The organism is Halopelagius fulvigenes (genome assembly GCF_042662625.1).
Classification (GTDB): Archaea; Halobacteriota; Halobacteria; order Halobacteriales; family Haloferacaceae; genus Halopelagius; species Halopelagius fulvigenes.
On sequence record NZ_JBHSXH010000015.1, the window covers coordinates 1,221,740 to 1,240,304 of the forward strand.

Sequence of the window (18,565 nt, forward strand, 5' to 3'; positions counted from 1 at the left end):
CGGTCAGTTCGGCCCTCGACGCGCCGTGGGCGGGCGGTTCTCGCTACTCCGCCCGGAGGACGACGGCGTCCTCGACGCGGATGCCGCCCTCCGTCGCCACCTCGTCGCCAGAGACGAGGTCCGATGACGCCACCGGGCGGTCCAGCGAGACGGTCGCGGCGTCGCCGCCGAAGTTCAGGACGACGACGAGTCGGTCGTCGTCGCCGTCGCCGTCGCCGCCGCGTTCGTAGGCGACCACGTCGTCGGCCGCCGCGCCCGCGACGTCGACGGTCACGGGTTCGACGCGGTCGCTCCGGAGGGCGGGTTCCTCGTTGCGGACGGCGACGAGGCGGCGGTGGAACGCCGTCGAGTCGCCGTCGCCGTCGTGCCACTTCATCGTGCCGCGTCGCTCGGTCACGCCGCGTTCCTGCCCGTAGTAGATCATCGGCGTGCCGGGGAGCGTCAGCGTCGCGGCCGCCGCCGCGCGGAGGGCGTCGGGCCCGCACTCCGCGAGGTAGCGGTCCTCGTCGTGGTTCTCGACGTACCGCATGTGGGCTGCCTCGTCGGGGTAGCCGCGGCGCGCAGAGTCCGCGAGGGCGTCGAGTAGTTCCGTCGCGGGGGCCTCGCCGCCGCCTATCCGCCGGAGGGCGTAGTAGAGGTCCGTGTCGTAGTGCAGGTCGAACTCGTTCTCCCGGAAGTCGGCGTCCCGCGGCACCGTCTCGTCTAAGAGGAGAAAGTCGGGGTCGTGCGCCTTCGCGCGGGCGCGAACCTCCTTCCAGAAGCCGTGGGGGACGCCCCACGCCACGTCGCACCGGAACCCGTCCGCGACGGGCAACCACTCGTCTACGACGTCGAGCATCCACTCCCGCGTCCGGAGGGAGTCGTAGTTCAGGTTCGGAATCTTCGTCCAGTTGAAGTAGTAGGCGGGCGCGCCGTCGGCCGCCCACTCGACGTCGGAGGTGTCCTCCTCGGCGGGGACGCGGCCGTACAGGTCCTCGTACCCCTCGACGCCCGCCTCGTGGAGTTGGTACGCCGGGTGGTCCCGAGAGGTGTGGTTGACGACCAAATCGAAGAGGACGCGGATGCCCGCCTCGCGGAGTCGGTCGACCAGCGACTCGAACTCCTCGCGCGTCCCGAGGTCCGAGGCGGTGTCGAACAGGTCGGTGATGTGGTAACCGTGGCGGGTCGGACTCTCGACGACGGGCGTCAGCCACAGGGTGTCGACGCCGAGGTGTTCGAGGTACGGGACGCGGCGGCGAATCTCCTCGAACGTCGTCTCGACCGTCTCGCCGGCGAACTCGTGGACGAATATCTGGTACATCGTCGCGTCGCGGACCCACTCCGGCGGGTCGGCCGGGCGGCGGAACGACGCCTCGCCGTCCTCGACCGCGAGTTCGAGGGTGTCGGCGATACCGTGGCGTTCGGTGACCGGGACGGCGTGGACGCGCGTGAGTTCGGAAATGGTGTCGACTGTGACGCGGAGTTCGTCGTCCGCGACGAGAACGTCGTCCCGCGAGAGGGAGTCCCGGTCGTCGAGGTAGAACTCGACGTCGGGTCGGGAACCGTCCGGCGCGGGGTCGGCGTCCGCGGCGACGACTATCTCGTCGCCCTCGCGTCGGCCGTCGAGTGAGACGCGGGGGCGGCCCGGCCCCTCGACGGAGACGTCCACGTCGGCGTACGGTTCGAAGCCGTCGTCGAACGCGAAGATGAGGTTGTGGTCGCCCGGCGGGAGGCGCGCCTCGACGGCCCACTCACCCTCGTCCTCGTCGAACGTCGCGCGGTGCCGACCCATCGTGAAGTCGTTGAACCGCCCGATGACGGAGACGGAATCGACCGACTCGGCCGGGACCGCCACCTCGTCGGCCGCCACGGCGACGCGGACGTTCGTTCGGGGGTCGGGGAACGCGCGGACGGTCTGTCGGTGGGTGCCGTCCGGGGCGTCCAGTTCCAGTCGGTACGCGCCGGGGACGTCGGGGTCAAGGTGGACGACGGGGCCCACTCCGACCGTCGCTTCGCTCCCTTCGGGCCGGTCGAGGAGGCGCCACGAGAACGCGGCCGTCGCGTCCGGATTTCGGGGCGCGAGTTCGACCGGCGACCCGACGTGCGTGAACCGAGGCGGTCCGGGATGGTGCATACCCACACGCCCACGCCGACCCTGTTTACTGTTTCGCTCCGAGATGAATCTGTGAACGAATATTACACCAAAAGTTATACCTCTGCGGCGGGGAGGCTCCACCAATGCAACTTCGAGACGCGCTGAACGACTACAAGCGTCACCGGGACCACGAGACGCGGTTTCCGGGCGAGTGTCGGACGACGACCGGCCGTTTCTCCGGGCTGGACGGTCGATTGGTGCACGTGGACGAGGACGGGCGACTCCGCGACTTCAGCTACCCCCTCGTCGGGCTGACGGGCGTCGCCCGGTCCAGAGTGGGCGTCCGACCGGCGGGTGCCGCGGACTCGGAGACGGCGTGGTTCGACGCCGAGACGGGCGAGCAACGGTACTACGGGAACACCGCGCTCGTCGTGACGACGCACGAGACGCCGCACGGCGTCGTCGCGCAGTACGACCTGACGCTCGGCGACGTGCACGTGACGCACGTGGACGTCTCGGAGGTCGACGGCGAACTCGACGTGGTCGCGTGCGTGGGGTTCGCCCCCGACGGCCGCGACACCCGCATCGGCCAACTCCGCCACGGCGACGCCGTGGAGGTGTACCACGCCGAGGAGCACGACTACCTCGCCAGCGCGACGGGGTTCGAGACGCTCCGCGGCGAGGCGTTCGGCGACTTCAGCGGACTCGTGGGCGACGCCCCCGACCCGTACCCGCGCCCCGTCTCCGACGACCGGTACGAGGAGGGTCAGTTGAGCGGCGACGTGGTGGGCGTCCTCCCCGCGCGCGAGGGGTCGGCGACGTTCGCGACGCTCCTGACCGACCGGGCGGAGTGCTCCCGGGCCGACGCCCTCGACGCCGTTCGGGCCGCCGCCGAGGAGTACGCCGACGCGTCGGCGCTGGAACGGGCCGCCGAGACGCAGGTCGGCGACGTCTCCGGCCCGCACGCCGACGCCGTGGCCGCCGACCTGCGCGTCCTCTCGCTCCTGTCGGGACCGCGCGGCCTCCGCACCGCCGGACCGGATTTCGACCCGTACTACGTCTACTCCGGCGGGTACGGCTACACGTGGTTCCGCGACGACTCCGAGATATCGCTGTTCCTCCTCGAATCGGACCGCCGGTTCGACCTCGGACTCTCGGAGTGGCACGAGAAGAGCGCGCGGTCGTACCGCGAGACGCAGTTGGAGGACGGGTCGTGGCCGCACCGCGTCTGGCCGTTCGACGGGTCGTTGGCCCCCGGCTGGGCGAACGGCCGACTGGAGGCCGGCGGCGACGTGGAGTACCAAGCCGACCAGACCGGCAGCGTCGTCTCCTTCCTCGCGGCGTACCTCGCGGACGCCGACGTTGACAAGGCCGACGAGGTTCGAGCGACGCTGGAACGCGCGCTCGCCGGGATGGACGACACGCTGGCCGACGACGGCCGCCCCGCGACGTGCCAGAACGCGTGGGAGGACGCGTCGGGCCGGTTCGCCCACACCGCGGCGACGTTCCTCGAAGCGTACTCCGCGCTGGCGGCGGCCGGTATCGAGGGCGTCTCGGAGCGAGCGCTCGCCCGCGCCGAGGACGTCTACCGCGCCGTAGACGACCTGTGGGTCCCGGAACGCGGCATCTACGCCCTCCGGGAGTACGGCCCCGACGCCGACGCGGCGGGCGAACTCGACGAGCGCTGTGACTCCGCGGCGCTGGCACTCGCCGCCGCGCACCGCGCATACGCCGACGTGGGCGAGGTGGACGGGCGGCGACTCGACCGCCTCGTCTCTCACGTCGAGACGGTCACCGAGGAACTGTACCGCGACCCCGAGGAGAGCGACGTGGCGGGACTCGTTCGCTACGAGGGCGACGGGTGGCGGACGCGCGAACAAGGGGCGGAGAAGATTTGGACCGTCTCGACGGCGTGGGGCGCGCACGCCGCCGCCAGTCTGAGCGCCCTCCTCTCGGATCGCGGCGACGACCGGGCGGAGTCGCTTGCGGCGACGGCGCGCGAACTCCTCGGGCACGTCCTCCCCGGCGGGTCGCTCTGTCTGCGGAACGGCTACCTCCCGGAGCAGGTGTTCGACGAGGGGACGCCCGATAGCGCGACGCCGTTGGGGTGGCCCCACGCCCTCCGACTGGCGACGGTGGCGCTGATGGACGAGTACGAGATGATAGAAGCGGGGGCGGCGGCGACGGAGCGTCGGCCGCCCCGACGGAGCCCGAGCGTCGGCGCGCCCGACGCCGACGACTGAGGGCGACTACGCCGCCGCTTTCTTCCGTTCGGTCGGTTCCTCCCACAGGAGCGACTCGCCCGACTCCGCGTCGAACAGGGTGACGTCGCGTTGGTCGAACGTCACGCGGATCGTGTCGCCGTTCGACGGTTCGACGTGGGAGTCCACGCGGGCGATGAAGTCCGGCCCGAGGTCCAAGTGGAGGTAGTTGTCGCTGCCGACCGGTTCGACGACTTCCACAGTGGCGCGGAGGCCGTCCTCGTCCTCCGCCACCGTCACGTTCTCCGGGAGGACGCCGAGGCGCGCCTCGGTGACCCCCGTCCCGGAGGCGGCGCGCGCCGCCTCGCCCGTCAGTTCGTACGCGAAGCCGTCGTCGTTCGTGAGGGCGACGCGTCCGCCGTCGCCCTCGACGGCCACGTCGACGAAGTTCATCGACGGCGACCCGACGAACCCGCCGACGAACTCGTTGCGCGGGTTGCGGTACACCTCCGTCGGCGCGCCCGTCTGCTGGAGGACGCCGTCGTTGAGGATGGCGATGCGGTCGCCCATCGTCATCGCCTCCTCCTGGTCGTGCGTCACGTAGATGGCAGTGATGTCGAGTTCGTTCTGGAGGCGTTGTATCTCCGTCCGCATCGTCGTCCGGAGCTTCGCGTCCAAGTTCGAGAGCGGTTCGTCGAACAGGAACACGTTGGGTTCGCGCACGATGGCGCGTCCGAGAGCGACTCGCTGCTTCTGGCCGCCGGACAGTTCGTTCGGCCGGTCGTTGAGCAGTTCCTCTATGTCCATCATCTCGGCAGTCTCGCGAACCCGTTCCTCGCGTTCGGCCTTCGAGAGGTCGGTGCTCATCCGGAGGCCGAACGCCATGTTCTGGCGGACGGTCTTGTGCGGGTAGAGCGCGTAGTTCTGAAACACCATCGCCACGTCGCGCCGGCGGGCGTGGACGTCGGTCACGTCCTCGCCGTCGATTTCGATGGTCCCCGACGTGGGCGACTCCAGACCCGCCAGCATCCGGAGTGTGGTCGATTTCCCGCACCCCGAGGGACCGACCACGGTGACGAACTCTCCGTCCTCGACGTCGAGCGATACGCCGTCCACCGCGACGATGCGCCCGTTGTCGAACTCCTTTCTGAGATTATCGAGCGTTACGGTTGCCATTGCCCCGTGACTTGGTACGACGGTGTATAGTTCTTACCCTCTCGCGTGTATTTGTGATGCACTATTTCGTAGTTCTTTTCGCGTTCTGTGCTACCGAGACGCGATGTGCGGCGCGTTCGGCCCCGACGCCGCCGTCCTCGGCTTCATCCGTATGATAAAGAGTGAGGAATCCGAATGAGTTAAGTCGTGAACGAATAATTCATCTCACGTTCAGCCATGACCATGGAACGCAGAACGCTGCTGAAACGCCTCGGAACCGCGGGCGTCGCCGCGATGCTCGCCGGGTGCGTGGGCGTCCAGAGCCAAGGAGACCAGACGGCGCAGTCGGGCGGCGAGTCGTCCACCGCGGGCGGGTCGGGCGAGTCCGCCGGAACCGCGAAGGCGTGGTACGCCCTCCCCGACACCGAACTCCCCGCCCGGAAGTCCGCGATAAAGCAGTTCAATCAGAACTCAGCGCATACCGTCGAAGGGGCGGACATCTCGGACATGCAGAAGAAGACGACGAGCGCGATTCCCGCCGGACAGGGACCGCAGACGTTCGAGTGGGCCCACGACTTGGCGGGCGACTACATGGAGCGCGGCTTCATCGTGGACCAAGGGGACAAGTTGAACGTGAGCCTCGACGAGTTCACCGACGCGGCGGCCGAGGCGGCACAGTACGACGGGAACGTCGTCGGTCTGCCGCACACGGCCGAAACCGTCGCCCTCCTCTACAACAAGGAACTCGTGGACGAAGCGCCGCAGACCGTCGCGGACATGAAGGCCGTGATGGAAGAGCACCACGACCCGAGCAACAACAAGTACGGCCTCGGGATGCCCTTCGCGGACCCCTACTTCCTGAGCGCGTGGGCGCACGCGTTCGGCGGCTACTACTTCGACCACACCAAGGAGGAGCAACTCGGCGTGGCCAAACCCGAGACCGTAAAGGGCGTCCAGTTCGCGGTGGACAACTTCGTGCCGTACATGCCGAACGACCCCACGTACGAACCGCAGGCGTCGGCCTTCGCGGAGGGGAACGCCGCGTTCGCCATCAACGGCCCGTGGTACCTCTCGACGCTCAACGAGAAGGGCGTCGACTACGGCATCGCCAAACTGCCGAAACCCGAGGGCGGCGACCCGAGTCCGTTCACCGGAATCACCCTCTGGTACTTCTCGAAGAAGATGGGCGAGGGCGGTCCCTCCGCCGCGGCGGCGCGCGCCTTCGCCGAGTGGTACGTCACGAACGAGGAACTCCTCCTGAAGAACGCCGAAGAGACGGGGAACATCCCGGTGCTGAAGAGTCTCGCCGAGAGCGGCGACCTGCCGGAGAACGTGCAGGGGTTCGCCGAGGCGGTCCAGCAGGGCTACCCGATGCCCGCCCACCCGAAGATGAACAAGGTGTGGGACCCGGTGAAGGCCGCGCTGACGAAGGGGTTCAACGGGAAGGACGTCCCGAAGGCGATGGAGACGGCCGCCGAGGAAATCCGCGGAAACTGGGAGTAACGACGACCCATGAGCACTGCTTCACGCGTTGCACGCCGCGTCGAGGAGGTGCCGTTCCTCGACAAGAGCGACGTGTCGCTCCTCTTCGTCCTGCCGGGCCTGTTCGTCTTCTCGGCGTTCATGCTGTTTCCGGTGCTGTACCTGCTCGGCATCTCCTTTACGAACGCCGCGCCCGCGAACCTGTTCGCCGGCGAAGGCGCACTGTCGGTGCTGACGTTCGGGGAGGCGGCGTTCGTCGGCCTCGAAAACTACGCCCGGGTGCTGTTCGGCGGCACGTTCGACCTCGTGTTGTTCGGCGAGACGCTCCTCACCCTGCCGATCAACGGCCAGTTTTGGAACTCCTTCGGCGTGACGTGGCTGTTCGTCGCCACGAGCGTCACGCTGAAGATCACGCTGAGTCTGGCTATCGCCCTGGTCGTCACCGGCGAACGGGTCCGCGGCAAGCGGTTCATGCGTTCGTTCATCATCCTCCCGATGGGTCTGCCCGCCATCTTCACCATCACCGTCTGGCGCGGCATCTTCAGTTCCGCCGAGTTCGGACTCGCGAACCAGGTTCTCGCGATGCTGGGGTTGGAGACGGTGTCGTGGCTCAGCAACCGGTGGATGGCGTTCGTCGCCTACAACGTCACGGAGGCGTGGTTGGCCTACCCGTTCATGGTCATCATCACAGTCAGCGCGTTGCAGGACGTCCCCGACGAACTCCACGAGGCGGCGATGGTGGACGGCGCGGGCTACGTCGCGCGCTTCTTCCACGTCACCCTCCCCTCCATCAAGAAGCCGGTGCTGTTCGCGTCGATTCTGACCGCCGCGGCGTCGTTCCAGCAGTTCCTCATCCCCTTCGTGTTCAACGAGGGCGGCCCGGCGCGGCAGAACGAACTCATCGTCGTGTACGGCTACCGCGAGGCGTTGTCGTTCTCCCAGTACGGCCGGGGGGCGGCGATAAGCCTCATCGCCGTCGTGTTCATCGGCGCGTTCATGTGGTTGAACGTCAAGCGCGGACGACTCGCTGACGGGGTGAACGAAGCGTGAGCCTCTTCGACGGCGTCGGTCGGAAGGTGAAAGAGGACGCGCGCGACGTCGTCTCCGCACCGCTGGAAGTCGCCCGCGACGCGGCGTACACCGTCGAGGGCGTCCGCAACGGCGAGATATCGCCCGCCGAACCGCTGAAGACGGCGGGCGCGACGCTCGGCGCACTCGTCGGCGTCCTCTTGCTCCTGTTTCCCATCTACTGGATACTCATCGCGGCGCTCTCGGGGACGGGAGGCTCCATCTACTCGTCGAGCGGTCTGAAACTGTTCCCGGAGAGTCCGTCTTTGGTGCCGTTCCTCTGGGTCGTCGGCGACCTCATAATCCCGGCGTACAGCATCTCGCTCAATATCCCGTCGAGCGACATCGCCATCGTGTTCAACACGCCGCAGGTGGTGTTCCTCGACGTGAGCGCGTTGAAACCGGGCACCATCGGGCGAATCGCGTTCGGTTCGGCCGAACTGTTCCCCGGATTCGGCGTCCAACCCATCGAGAACCCCTCGACGTTCAAGAAGTTCTTCTGGAACAGCCTCACCGTGGCGATTCCGACGGTCATCATCTCGCTGTGCCTCGTCGTCCCGGCGGCGTACGCCCTCTCGCGGCGGGAGTTCATCTTCCGCCGGAAGATTCTGTTCGTCTACGTGTTGATGACGCAGGTGGGGAGCGGACTCGGCATCGCTCTGCTCATCGGACTGTACACGGTGTACGTCCAGTTCGGCATCAACGACAACAAGCTCGCACTCGCCGTCTACTACGCGGCGACGGCGGTGCCGTTCAACACGTGGCTTCTGAAGACGTACATGGACGGCATCCCCGTCTCCTACGAGGAGGCGGCGGTGGTGGACGGCGCGCCGCCGTGGCGCGTCGTCACCGAAGTCATCATCCCCCTGTCGGCGGCGGGACTGGCGACGGTGTTCATCTTCACGTTCCTGACGGGGTGGACGGAGTTCGTCGTCGCCCAAACCCTCCTCGGGACGGAGAACTACACGCTCCCGGTCGGGTTGTTCTCGCTCATCAGCGAGTACTCCATCCCGTGGGCGCGGTTCTCGGCGTTCGCGCTCACGTTCGCCGCGCCCATCATGCTCGTGTACCTGTTCGCCCAACGGTACATCGAGGGCGGTCTCTCGTTCAGCGGGATGGAAGGCTGAACCCGGCGACTATTTTTTCTTCGCGTGCGCGCGAACCGGCCCGACGGAGGACGGCGACGAACGCACCGACAGGCGTTCGCACGCACGGGGACGAGGATTCGAAGTCGTTAAAGGCGAACCGAGGGAACGTTCGGTAACTCGCTGGTCAGACGGGCACGCCAGCGGGCACCCGTGAGAACGGGACGAAATGTGGAGGAGCGTCGAACGCCCCTCCGAATCGCAAGCGCCCGTGGTGAAACTATGGCACGAAGCTTCTACTCTCACATCAAGGAGGCATGGAAGCAGCCCGGCGACGGCAAACTCGCCGAGCTGCAGTGGCAGCGAAAGCAGGAGTGGCGCGACCAGGGCGCGATAGAGCGCATCGAGCGTCCGACGCGCCTCGACAAGGCCCGCGAACTCGGCTACAAGGCCAAGCAGGGCATCGTCGTCGCGCGCGTCTCCGTCCGCAAGGGGAACGCGCGCAAGCAGCGCCATAAGGCCGGACGCCGGTCGAAGCGGCAGGGCGTCAACCGCATCGGTCGCCGCAAGAGCATCCAGCGCATCGCCGAGGAACGCGCTTCGCGGAAGTTCCCCAACCTGCGCGTCCTCGCGTCGTACTGGGTCGGCGAAGACGGCTCCCAGAAGTGGCACGAAGTGATTCTCGTGGACCCCGAGCACCCCGCCATCCAGAACGACGACCAACTCAACTGGATCTGCAGCGACGACCACAAGGGCCGCGCCTTCCGCGGTCTGACGAACTCGGGCAAGTCGAACCGCGGCCTCCGCAAGCGCGGGAAGGGTTCGGAACACACCCGCCCGAGCGTCAGCAGCAACCGCCGCCGCGGCAAGTAACGCGCCGCTCCGATCCGAATTTTCTTTCGTAACCGCTCGGCCAGCGACCGCTCCGTGCGACGGTCAGGAGAGCACGACGACCAGAAGCGACAGCGTCACGAAGACGACGTGGGTGCCGGCGTGCGCGAGCATGGCGGCTTCGAGGTGGTACCGCCACGCGAACCACCCGTAGACGACGCCGCCGAGGGCGTTCAACAGCACTGTCCGAGCCACGACGGACGGCGTGAGCGTCCCGATGCCCGCCACCGCCGGGAGGTGGCCCAGACCGAAGAGGAGGGCGGTGATGCCGATGGCGGGCCACATCACGGTCGGTCCGGGTCGGCGGACGCCGCCGGTGGCGCGCCACCCCACCCACGCGACGGCGGACAGCACCCCCCACCGGAGGATGAGTTCCTCGGTGATGCCGCCGTAGAGGAACCTGACCGGAACCGACGCGAACACTTGGAGGAAGGTCGGTCGCCCCTCCACCGCGGGCGTCGCCCCCAACGGCGCGAACACGACGTCGAGCGACGCCAAGAGCAGTCCGACGGCCGCGCCCGCGCCGACGGCGTACGGGGCGATATCGCCGAGTTCGGGGAGGACCGGCGTCCCGTCCGTCGCTCGGTCGGCGACGAGGGAGCGAAGCCCGACGCAGGGGGCCGCCCGCGTTCCGAGGAGGACGGCGACGATGAGGAACGCCGTCGGAGCGACGAGGGTGAGAAGGAGCACCGCGAGCGTCGAGAATCCGGGAACGTCGGGGAGAGCCCCCGTGAGCGCGACTGTCGCCCCGAGGGAGGCGACGCCGACGAGGCCCAACCCGAGGAGTGCGCCCGCGCGCCGCAGGTACGACCCACCTCCGGCGTCGGGTCCGACGGACCCGGCGGACGCGTCGGTAGGTGCTTGCATCGTCATAGCGGGAACATGTCCGGTGAGCGGATAAACGCGGCGACGAACCGCGGGTCGATCGCCTGCCGGTCAGTCGTCCGCCGACTCGGTGGGGCCGTCCCACGCGTCGAACCCGCCGCTGAGGCTGGAAACGTCGGCGTCGAGGCGCGAATCGAGTATCGAGGCGACGCGTCGAGAGCTCTTGCCGACGTAGCAGGCGACGACCACCTCGTCGCCCCACTCGCGATCCAGCGTCGCCGCCGAGAGGCGTCGAGCGGGGACGTTCTCCGCGCCGGCGACGTGGCCCTCGGCGTACGCCGAGGGGTCTCGGATGTCGAGGACGGTGAGGTCGGTCTCTCCGTCGGCGTCCAGTTTCGACGCCAGTTCGTTGGGAGTCGTCTCGGTTACCATACGGGGAGGTTCGGACGGCGACTGAAACCGACTGCGGTTCGGCGTCCCGTGCGTTCGCCTCCGCCGCCGCCGCGTTCGCCGTCCGGAGTACCGGCACGTCCGACCGGGCGGGGAGGAGTTATCCGGGTCCGCTTCCGACGTAGGGGTATGCCCCTCTCGCTCGACTCCACGCAGTTGGACAGGTACTCCCGGCACATCATCATGGACGAAGTCGGCCCGGAGGGACAGGAACGACTCCTCGACTCGCGCGTCCTCGTCGTCGGGGCGGGCGGACTCGGATCGCCCGTCGTCGAGTACCTGGCGGGCGCGGGCGTCGGCACCCTCGGCGTCGTGGACGACGACGCCGTCGAACGGAGCAACCTCCAGCGTCAGGTCATTCACGGCGACGACGACGTGGGGCGGCCGAAAGTCGAGAGCGCTGCGGACTTCGTGGCGCAACTCAACCCCGACGTGACCGTCGAGACGTACGAGACGCGACTCGACAAATCGAACGTCGAAGACGTCGTTCCGGGCTACGACGTGGTGGTGGACGCCTCCGACAACTTCCCGACGCGCTACCTCCTCAACGACTTCTGCCGCCTCCGGGAGATTCCGGTCGCCCACGGGGCGATATACAAGTTCGAGGGGCAGGCGACGACGCTCGTCCCCGACGGCCCCTGTTACCGGTGTCTGTTCCCCGAAGCGCCCGAACCGGGCACCGTCCCCGACTGCGCGACGACGGGCGTCCTCGGCGTCCTCCCGGGCACGGTCGGCTGTCTGCAGGCGACGGAAGCCGCGAAACTCGTCCTCGACGTGGGCGAACCCCTCGTCGGCCGCCTCCTCTTCTACGACGCGATGGACGCGACGTTCGAGACGGTGTCGTACCGGCGGAACCCCGACTGCCCCGTCTGCGGCGACGACCCCATCGACTCCGTGGCGGACGTGGAGTACGCGGACGCCTGCGCGGTGTCGCAGTAGTCGCGTCGCTCCGGGGCGTGAGACGTAGAGAACGGAGAGAAGTCGCGTCGGGTCAGTCGTCGAACTCGAAGCCTCCGTCGGACTCCGTCAGACGTGTTCCCGCATCTGACGATGCGTGACCGCCGTCAGATTGCATCTGTCGTGCTCCCACGTCGGGAGACGCGTGACCGCCGTCAGACTGCGCCTGACATGTTCCCGCATCTGACGATGCGTGACCGCCGTCCGGGCGCGTCTCGACCGCCGCCTCGTCGCCCTCCGAACTTGCGCCGCGAGCGTCGAAGTCGACGTCCACGTCCGTGGAGGAGGCGTCGCCGCAGAGGCGGGTGACGCGTTCCGTGAGTTCGTCGAGGGCCATCGTCTGGTCGGCGGTGGCGTCGGTAATCTCCGCGGACGCCTCCTCGGTGTCGTTGGCGTGCGTCTGGGCGGACTGAATCGTCGTCGTGACGCCCTCGATGTTGGAGGCCTGACTGTCCGTCGCGCGCGCGACTTCGGAGACGCCGTTGGCGGCGGCGTCCGCCGCGTCGGCTATCTCCTCGAGCGAACCGAGCACGTCCTCTATCTCGCCGGAGGCGACCTGAATCTGCTCGTGGGACTGCTCGGAGGCGTCCACGGTCACGTCGGCCTGTTCCTGAATCTCGTCGATGCTCGCGGCTATCTCCTCGGTGTGGGTGTGCGTCTGGTTGGCGAGTTGCTTCACCTCGTCGGCGACGACGGAGAAGCCCTCGCCGGCCTCGCCCGCCCGCGCCGCCTCGATGTTGGCGTTCAGCGCCAGCAGGTTCGTCCGGTCCGCGACTTCCGCGATGACCTCGACGACTTCCTCGATGGCCCCCATCCGCTCTTGGAGTTCGGTGACGCTCTCCAGTAGGTCGTCGGAGATTTCGATGACGTTGTCGGTCGCCGTCCGGACGGACTCGCCGGCTTCGCGGCCGTTCTCCGCCGCGGACCGGGCCTGTTCGGCCGCGGTGGCGACTTCGTCGGAGGTGGCCGCTATCTCCTCCATGCTCGCAGAGAGGTCCTGCATCTCGTCCGCGCCCGTATCGAGGAGCGTGCTCTGTTCGTTCACCTGCGATTCGATGCGCGTCGCGGCGTTCGCCGCGCGCTCTATCGCCTCGCCGAGGTGGGCGGCCTTCTCGTCCACCTCGTCGGCGAGTCGTTCGAACCGGGAGGCCATCGCGTTGAACTCGGGGACGATGGTGAGGACGTCGTCGGCGAGGACGCCGCGTTCGTCCTCGTACCCGACGCGCGCCGACAGGTCGCCGTCCGCGAGAGCGCCGATGGTGTCGAGGAGTTCGTGGACGAGTGCGAGCGACGCGTTGTCCCGCGCGACGGTGTCCGTCCGGTCGTGGACGACTTCCATCACCGCGACCGGTTCGTCGCCATCGAAGATGGGCTGGGCGACGAAGCGGATGTGGCGTTCGACGCCGTCGGCGGTCACCATCGTGCTCGCATCCTCGAAGGCCACCGTGCCCTCGACGGGGGTGACGCCGAACCGTTCGTCGGCGTCGCGCGGCGCTTCGAGCACCTTGTCCGCGAGCGTCTTCGCGCGGCGGCCGTCGGGGTAGAACGCCTCGCTGGCGTGCTGCGAACCGAGCGCCTCCGCCGCGGAGACGCCGGTGAGCCCCTCGATGGGCCGGTTCCACGCGACGACTCGTCCGTCCGCGTCGAGGACGAACACGGGCGACCCCACGCCGTCGAGTAGTTGCGCCGGTGCGAGCGAACACGCAACTCCCGTTACGGTCCGTGCGCCACCGGTGGCGACATCGCCGAGGGAACCTCGGCGGGCCGCCGAACTTCGTCCGGCGACGCCACCATCCGCCCGGGTTCGCTCGCCGCCGAACGGCAGTACCGCGGCGAGTCGCGAGAACAACGAGTCTGACATCGTGAACACCTCACACATACCCAACATAACTCTGTCGCGCTGATTACCACATCCGATAATTCTCGGGCGGGCGGACGGAGCGCAGCGCGACCGAAACGCTCGGTCTGCGGGTTCGGTATCGGCGTGCGGACTCCGACCGCCGGGGGGACGCACAGAGGCCGCGGCGGGCCAGTTTTGATACGCGCCGCGCGCGACTGCACGGGCACAGGATGAGTTCTCGCGACCAGGGGCGCGACGACAGTGCGGTCAGAGACACGTTCGACCGCGCTCGAAGCGGCGCACCCGCCGCGGGCGGCGCCGTCAGGGACCGCTTCTCGACCGACGAGATATTCCAACGCGTGGTCGCCACCGCCGACGAGGAGGTCGGAGCGCCGACGGAGCGACTCTACCTCAGCGGTCTCGCCGCGGGGTTCGCCATCACGCTCACCTTCTTCTTCTACGCCTCGATGACGGCGGCGGCGGAGGGTATCGACGCCGCCGGACTCCTCGCTCCGCTTCTGTACCCCGTCGGCTTCGTCTACATCATCATCGGGCGGTACCAACTCTACACGGAGAACACGCTCACGCCCGTCACGCTGGCGTTGACCCGCGTGACGAGCGTTCCGTCGGTGCTCCGCGTGTGGGTCATCGTCCTCGCGGGGAACCTCACCGGCGGGGCCGTCGGCGCGTTCGTCCTGGCGAACACCGGGGTGTTCTCCTCGGCCGCCGCCACCGCCGCCGTCGAAATCGGCACCAAGGGCGTCGAGACGCCGTGGTGGGACCTCGTGTTCAAGGGGATGTTCGCCGGGTGGTTGGTCGCCGGGATGGTGTGGCTCGAACACGCGGTTCGGGACTCCATCTCCCGCGTCGTCCTCGTCTACCTCGTCATCTTCACCATCCCCGCGACGGGGCTGAACCACATCGTCGTCAGTTTCACCGACGCCGTCTACGTCGTCTTCTCCGGCGAGTTGGGACTCCTCACGGCCCTCGTCCAGTTTCCGCTCCCGGTTCTCGTCGGCAACACCCTCGGCGGGGTGGTGCTCGTCACCCTGCTGAACTACGGTCAGACCGAACACCAGTTCCCCGACGAGAACCGACGCCGTCGCCTCTCCCTCCGGGAGTGGTTGTTCGAGCGTCACACCGGGCGCGTCGAGGACGCCGACTGACGGACGAAGGGAACCGAGAGGCGACAGAGAGCAGGAAGGAGGGAAGACGTGGAGAGAAGGAGAGACCGGCGAAGCTCACTCGCCGCCGTCGGTGACGGTGGGCGGTCGAGCGACTGACGCGCGCGGCGGCGGGGAGGGACCCCCGGACCACAGCGTTTTATCCGCGCGAACCCCCACCTTCGGGTATGACTTCGCAGGGAATCGTCGGGGAGTTCCTCTCTCTGAAGTCCGAGACGGACGCGGACGTCCTGACGATGCAGTGCGGCGACTTCTACGAGTTCTTCGCCGAGGACGCCGAGTTGGTCGGCGAGGAACTCGACCTGAAGGTCTCACAGAAGTCCTCCCACGGGTCCTCGTACCCGATGGCGGGAGTGCCCCTCGACGATCTGACACCGTACCTGAAGGCGTTGGTCGAACGCGGCTACCGGGTGGCCGTCGCGGACCAGTTCGAAGACGACGGCGGCGGTCACTACCGCGAGGTGACGCGCGTCGTCACCCCCGGGACGCTACTTGAGACGACGGACGACGACGCGCGGTACATCGCCGCCGTCGTCGCCGAGCAAAGCTCGGCTGACCGCCGGACTTCGTCCGGCGACGTGGCGGACGACGCCGGGGCCGACGGGGGTGTCGGCCTCGCCTTCGCCGACGTGACCACCGGCCGGTTCTTCGTGACGGAGGCGGCGGACGCCGACGCCGCCCACTCCGAGTTGTACCGCTTCGCGCCCGTCGAGATACTGCCCGGGCCGACGGTTCGGGGCGACGACGAGTTCCTCCGCCGCCTGCGGGAGGGGACGGACGCCTCACTGTCGCTTTTCGAATCCGAGTCGTTCGCCCCCGGCCGGGCGAAACACGTCGTCCGCGAACAGTTCGGCCGCGAGACGCTCGAGAGCGTCGGCCTGGACTCCGAACTCGCCGTTCGGGCCGCGGGCGGCGTCCTCCGGTACGTCGAGGAGACGGGCGCGGGCGTCCTCCGGTCGATGACGCGCCTGCAGACGTACGAGACGCGCGACCACCTCGAACTGGACGCGACGACCCAGCGCAACCTCGAACTGACGGAGACGATGCACGGCGAGCGGAAAGGAACGCTCGTGGACGCCATCGACCACACCGTGACGAGTCCCGGCGGCCGCCTCCTGCGGGAGTGGGTGACGCGCCCCCGCCGCGACACCGAGGAACTCCGCCGCCGCCTCGACTGCGTGGAGGCACTCGCCGCCGAGGCGTTGGCGCGCGAACGCGTCCGCGACGCCTTAGACGGGGCGTACGACCTCGAACGACTCGCCGCCCGCGCGGCGTCGGGAAGCGCCGACGCCTCCGACCTGCTCGCCGTCCGCGACACCCTCGCCGTCCTGCCGGAACTCGCCGAGGCCGTCGAGGGGAGTCGCCTCGCCGACTCCCCCCTCGCCGACGTGGTGACCCGCCCCGACAGGGAGGCGGCCGCCGACGTCCGCGCCGAACTCGAAGCCGCACTCGCGGAGGACCCCCCGAAGACGGTGACCCAGGGCGGCCTGTTCAAGCGAGGCTACGACGACGAACTCGACGAACTCATCGACCGCCATGAGTCCGCCGAACGGTGGATAGACACCCTCGCGGAACGCGAGAAGCGCCGGCACGGCCTCTCGCACGTGACGGTGGACCGCAACAAGACGGACGGCTACTACATCCAAGTCGGCAAGTCCGTCGCCGACAGGGTGCCGGAGCACTACCGCGAGATAAAGACGCTGAAGAACTCGAAGCGGTTCGTCACCGAGGAGTTAGAGGAGAAAGAGCGCACGATACTCCGTCTGGAGGAGACGCGCGGCGACTTGGAGTACGACCTCTTCGGCGAGTTGCGCGAACGGGTGGCCGCCTGCGCGGAACTCCTGCAGGACGTGGGGCGGACGCTGGCGGAGGTGGACGTGTTGGCGTCGCTGGCCGTCCACGCCGCCGGCAACGACTGGACGCGCCCGACGCTCTCGCCGTCGGGACCGCTCCGCATCGACGCCGGGCGACACCCCGTCGTCGAACGGACCACCGAGTTCGTTCCGAACGACCTCCACATGGACGAGGAACGCGGCTTCCTCATCGTCACCGGGCCGAACATGTCGGGGAAGTCCACGTACATGCGACAGGTGGCGCTCATCGTCCTGTTGGCGCAGGTGGGGAGTTTCGTCCCCGCGCGCGACGCCGAGATCGGCCTCGTTGACGGCATCTACACGCGCGTCGGCGCGTTGGACGAACTCGCGCAGGGTCGCTCGACGTTCATGGTGGAGATGCAGGAACTGTCGAACATCCTCCACTCCGCGACGGAGGAGTCGCTCGTCATCTTAGACGAGGTGGGCCGCGGCACGGCGACGTACGACGGCATCTCCATCGCGTGGGCCGCCACGGAGTACCTCCACAACGAGGTGCGAGCCAAAACGCTGTTTGCCACGCACTACCATGAACTTACATCATTGGCCGACCACCTCCGACGCGTGGCGAACGTTCACGTGGCCGCGGAGGAACGCGACGGAGATGTGACGTTCCTGCGGACGGTCGAGGAGGGCCCGACGGACCGGTCGTACGGGATTCACGTCGCGGAGCTCGCCGGCGTCCCCGGACCGGTGGTGGGACGGGCGGACGAGGTGTTAGAGAAGTTGCGCGAGGAGAAGGCCATCGAGGCGAAGGGAAGCGGCCGGAGCGGCCCCGTGCAGGCCGTCTTCGACCTCTCGTCCGGACAGTTCGCCGCGTCGAACGGCGGGCGCGAGTCGGACCGGTCGGAGGCGGGCGACGGCGACGCCGAGTCGGCGTCGGCGCGCGACGGGTCGCCGTCGAACGGTGACGCCACCGTAGTGGAAGGGCACACGACAGGACGAACCATGGACCCCGAGATGGAAGCGATACTCGACGAACTCGAATCGACGGACGTGAACCAGACGTCGCCGCTCGAACTGATGCAACGGGTGCAGGAGTGGCAGGACAGACTCGGCGGTGACCGGCCGTGACCGAACGACCGCTTCGCGCCACGGTGAGTCTCCGCGGCGTCCTGTTCGGCCCGCGGGACGACGTTCTCGTCGTCAAGCGCACCACCGACGGCGGGTGGGAACTCCCCGGCGGGCGACTCGGCGCGCAGGAGGACGCCCCCGAGGGCGTCTACCGCGAGATAAAGGAGGAGACCGGTCTGGACGTGGACGTGTGCCGACCGGTCCACGCCATCTCGTGGCGCAACGACGACGACGACGGGCGGTTCGGCGTCTACTACCGCTGTCTCGCCCCCGAGACGGAGGTGTCGCTCAGCCACGAGCACACCGACTTCGACTGGATGTCGCCGCGGGACGCCGCCGAGCGTCTCAGCGACGCGCAGGGAAAGGCTGTTAGGCGCGCGCTGGAGGAACACGACCAGTGAGCGACAG

General features: G+C 68.3%; 14 protein-coding genes. 9 read left to right on the plus strand and 5 right to left on the minus strand.

What is annotated here, in order from left to right:
* Positions 1-43 precede the first annotated feature (43 nt).
* A complete protein-coding gene (locus ACFQEV_RS16485) occupies positions 44-2,113 on the minus strand; it encodes an alpha-amylase family glycosyl hydrolase (RefSeq protein WP_379698400.1) in 2,070 nt (689 codons plus the stop codon).
* A 104-nt stretch (positions 2,114-2,217) separates the two neighbouring features.
* On the opposite strand from ACFQEV_RS16485, the gene ACFQEV_RS16490 reads away from it, so the two are divergent.
* On the plus strand, positions 2,218-4,317 hold the full coding sequence (locus tag ACFQEV_RS16490; RefSeq protein WP_379698403.1) for a DUF7997 domain-containing protein: 2,100 nt from the start codon (positions 2,218-2,220) through the stop codon (positions 4,315-4,317).
* 6 nt (positions 4,318-4,323) lie between these two features.
* Here the strand turns inward: ACFQEV_RS16490 and ACFQEV_RS16495 are convergent, their stop codons facing one another.
* Positions 4,324-5,451 carry an ABC transporter ATP-binding protein gene (locus tag ACFQEV_RS16495; protein WP_379698406.1) on the minus strand — a complete coding sequence of 376 codons (1,128 nt, stop codon included), beginning with the start codon at positions 5,449-5,451 and terminating at the stop codon, positions 4,324-4,326.
* A gap of 216 nt (positions 5,452-5,667) precedes the next feature.
* Between ACFQEV_RS16495 and ACFQEV_RS16500 the strand changes: the two genes are divergently transcribed.
* From ACFQEV_RS16500 to ACFQEV_RS16515, 4 genes are all read left to right on the plus strand, one after another.
* Positions 5,668-6,933 (plus strand): extracellular solute-binding protein, encoded by a 1,266-nt coding sequence (locus tag ACFQEV_RS16500; RefSeq protein ID WP_379698409.1) that lies wholly within the window; start codon positions 5,668-5,670, stop codon positions 6,931-6,933.
* 9 nt (positions 6,934-6,942) lie between these two features.
* Positions 6,943-7,962 (plus strand): carbohydrate ABC transporter permease, encoded by a 1,020-nt coding sequence (locus tag ACFQEV_RS16505; RefSeq protein WP_379698411.1) that lies wholly within the window; start codon positions 6,943-6,945, stop codon positions 7,960-7,962.
* On the plus strand, positions 7,959-9,107 hold the full coding sequence (locus ACFQEV_RS16510; RefSeq protein WP_379698414.1) for a sugar ABC transporter permease: 1,149 nt from the start codon (positions 7,959-7,961) through the stop codon (positions 9,105-9,107). Before ACFQEV_RS16505 ends, ACFQEV_RS16510 begins: the two co-directional genes overlap by 4 nt.
* Before the next feature lie 240 nt (positions 9,108-9,347).
* Complete coding sequence (locus tag ACFQEV_RS16515) at positions 9,348-9,938, plus strand: 50S ribosomal protein L15e (protein ID WP_379698417.1); 591 nt, start codon at positions 9,348-9,350, stop codon at positions 9,936-9,938.
* A gap of 63 nt (positions 9,939-10,001) precedes the next feature.
* Here the strand turns inward: ACFQEV_RS16515 and ACFQEV_RS16520 are convergent, their stop codons facing one another.
* Together ACFQEV_RS16520 and ACFQEV_RS16525 are read right to left on the minus strand one after the other, a co-directional pair.
* Positions 10,002-10,829, minus strand: a complete 828-nt coding sequence (locus ACFQEV_RS16520) for a CPBP family intramembrane glutamic endopeptidase (protein WP_379698418.1) — start codon at positions 10,827-10,829, stop codon at positions 10,002-10,004.
* Positions 10,830-10,892: 63 nt separating this feature from the next.
* Positions 10,893-11,213 (minus strand): rhodanese-like domain-containing protein, encoded by a 321-nt coding sequence (locus ACFQEV_RS16525; protein ID WP_379698421.1) that lies wholly within the window; start codon positions 11,211-11,213, stop codon positions 10,893-10,895.
* 147 nt (positions 11,214-11,360) lie between these two features.
* On the opposite strand from ACFQEV_RS16525, the gene ubaA reads away from it, so the two are divergent.
* Positions 11,361-12,170, plus strand: a complete 810-nt coding sequence (ubaA, locus tag ACFQEV_RS16530; RefSeq protein ID WP_379698423.1) for an SAMP-activating enzyme E1 — start codon at positions 11,361-11,363, stop codon at positions 12,168-12,170.
* A gap of 52 nt (positions 12,171-12,222) precedes the next feature.
* Here the strand turns inward: ubaA and ACFQEV_RS16535 are convergent, their stop codons facing one another.
* A complete protein-coding gene (locus tag ACFQEV_RS16535) occupies positions 12,223-14,049 on the minus strand; it encodes a methyl-accepting chemotaxis protein (RefSeq protein WP_379698426.1) in 1,827 nt (608 codons plus the stop codon).
* A gap of 209 nt (positions 14,050-14,258) precedes the next feature.
* On the opposite strand from ACFQEV_RS16535, the gene ACFQEV_RS16540 reads away from it, so the two are divergent.
* The 3 genes from ACFQEV_RS16540 to ACFQEV_RS16550 all read left to right on the plus strand — a co-directional run bounded on the left by ACFQEV_RS16540 (position 14,259) and on the right by ACFQEV_RS16550 (position 18,558).
* Positions 14,259-15,194, plus strand: a complete 936-nt coding sequence (locus ACFQEV_RS16540) for a formate/nitrite transporter family protein (RefSeq protein ID WP_379698428.1) — start codon at positions 14,259-14,261, stop codon at positions 15,192-15,194.
* A gap of 185 nt (positions 15,195-15,379) precedes the next feature.
* Entirely contained in the window at positions 15,380-18,157 is a 2,778-nt protein-coding gene (mutS, locus tag ACFQEV_RS16545; RefSeq protein ID WP_379698431.1) for a DNA mismatch repair protein MutS, read from the plus strand.
* Positions 18,154-18,558 (plus strand): NUDIX hydrolase, encoded by a 405-nt coding sequence (locus ACFQEV_RS16550; protein WP_379698433.1) that lies wholly within the window; start codon positions 18,154-18,156, stop codon positions 18,556-18,558. The genes mutS and ACFQEV_RS16550 overlap by 4 nt, the downstream gene beginning before the upstream one ends.
* Positions 18,559-18,565 lie beyond the last annotated feature (7 nt).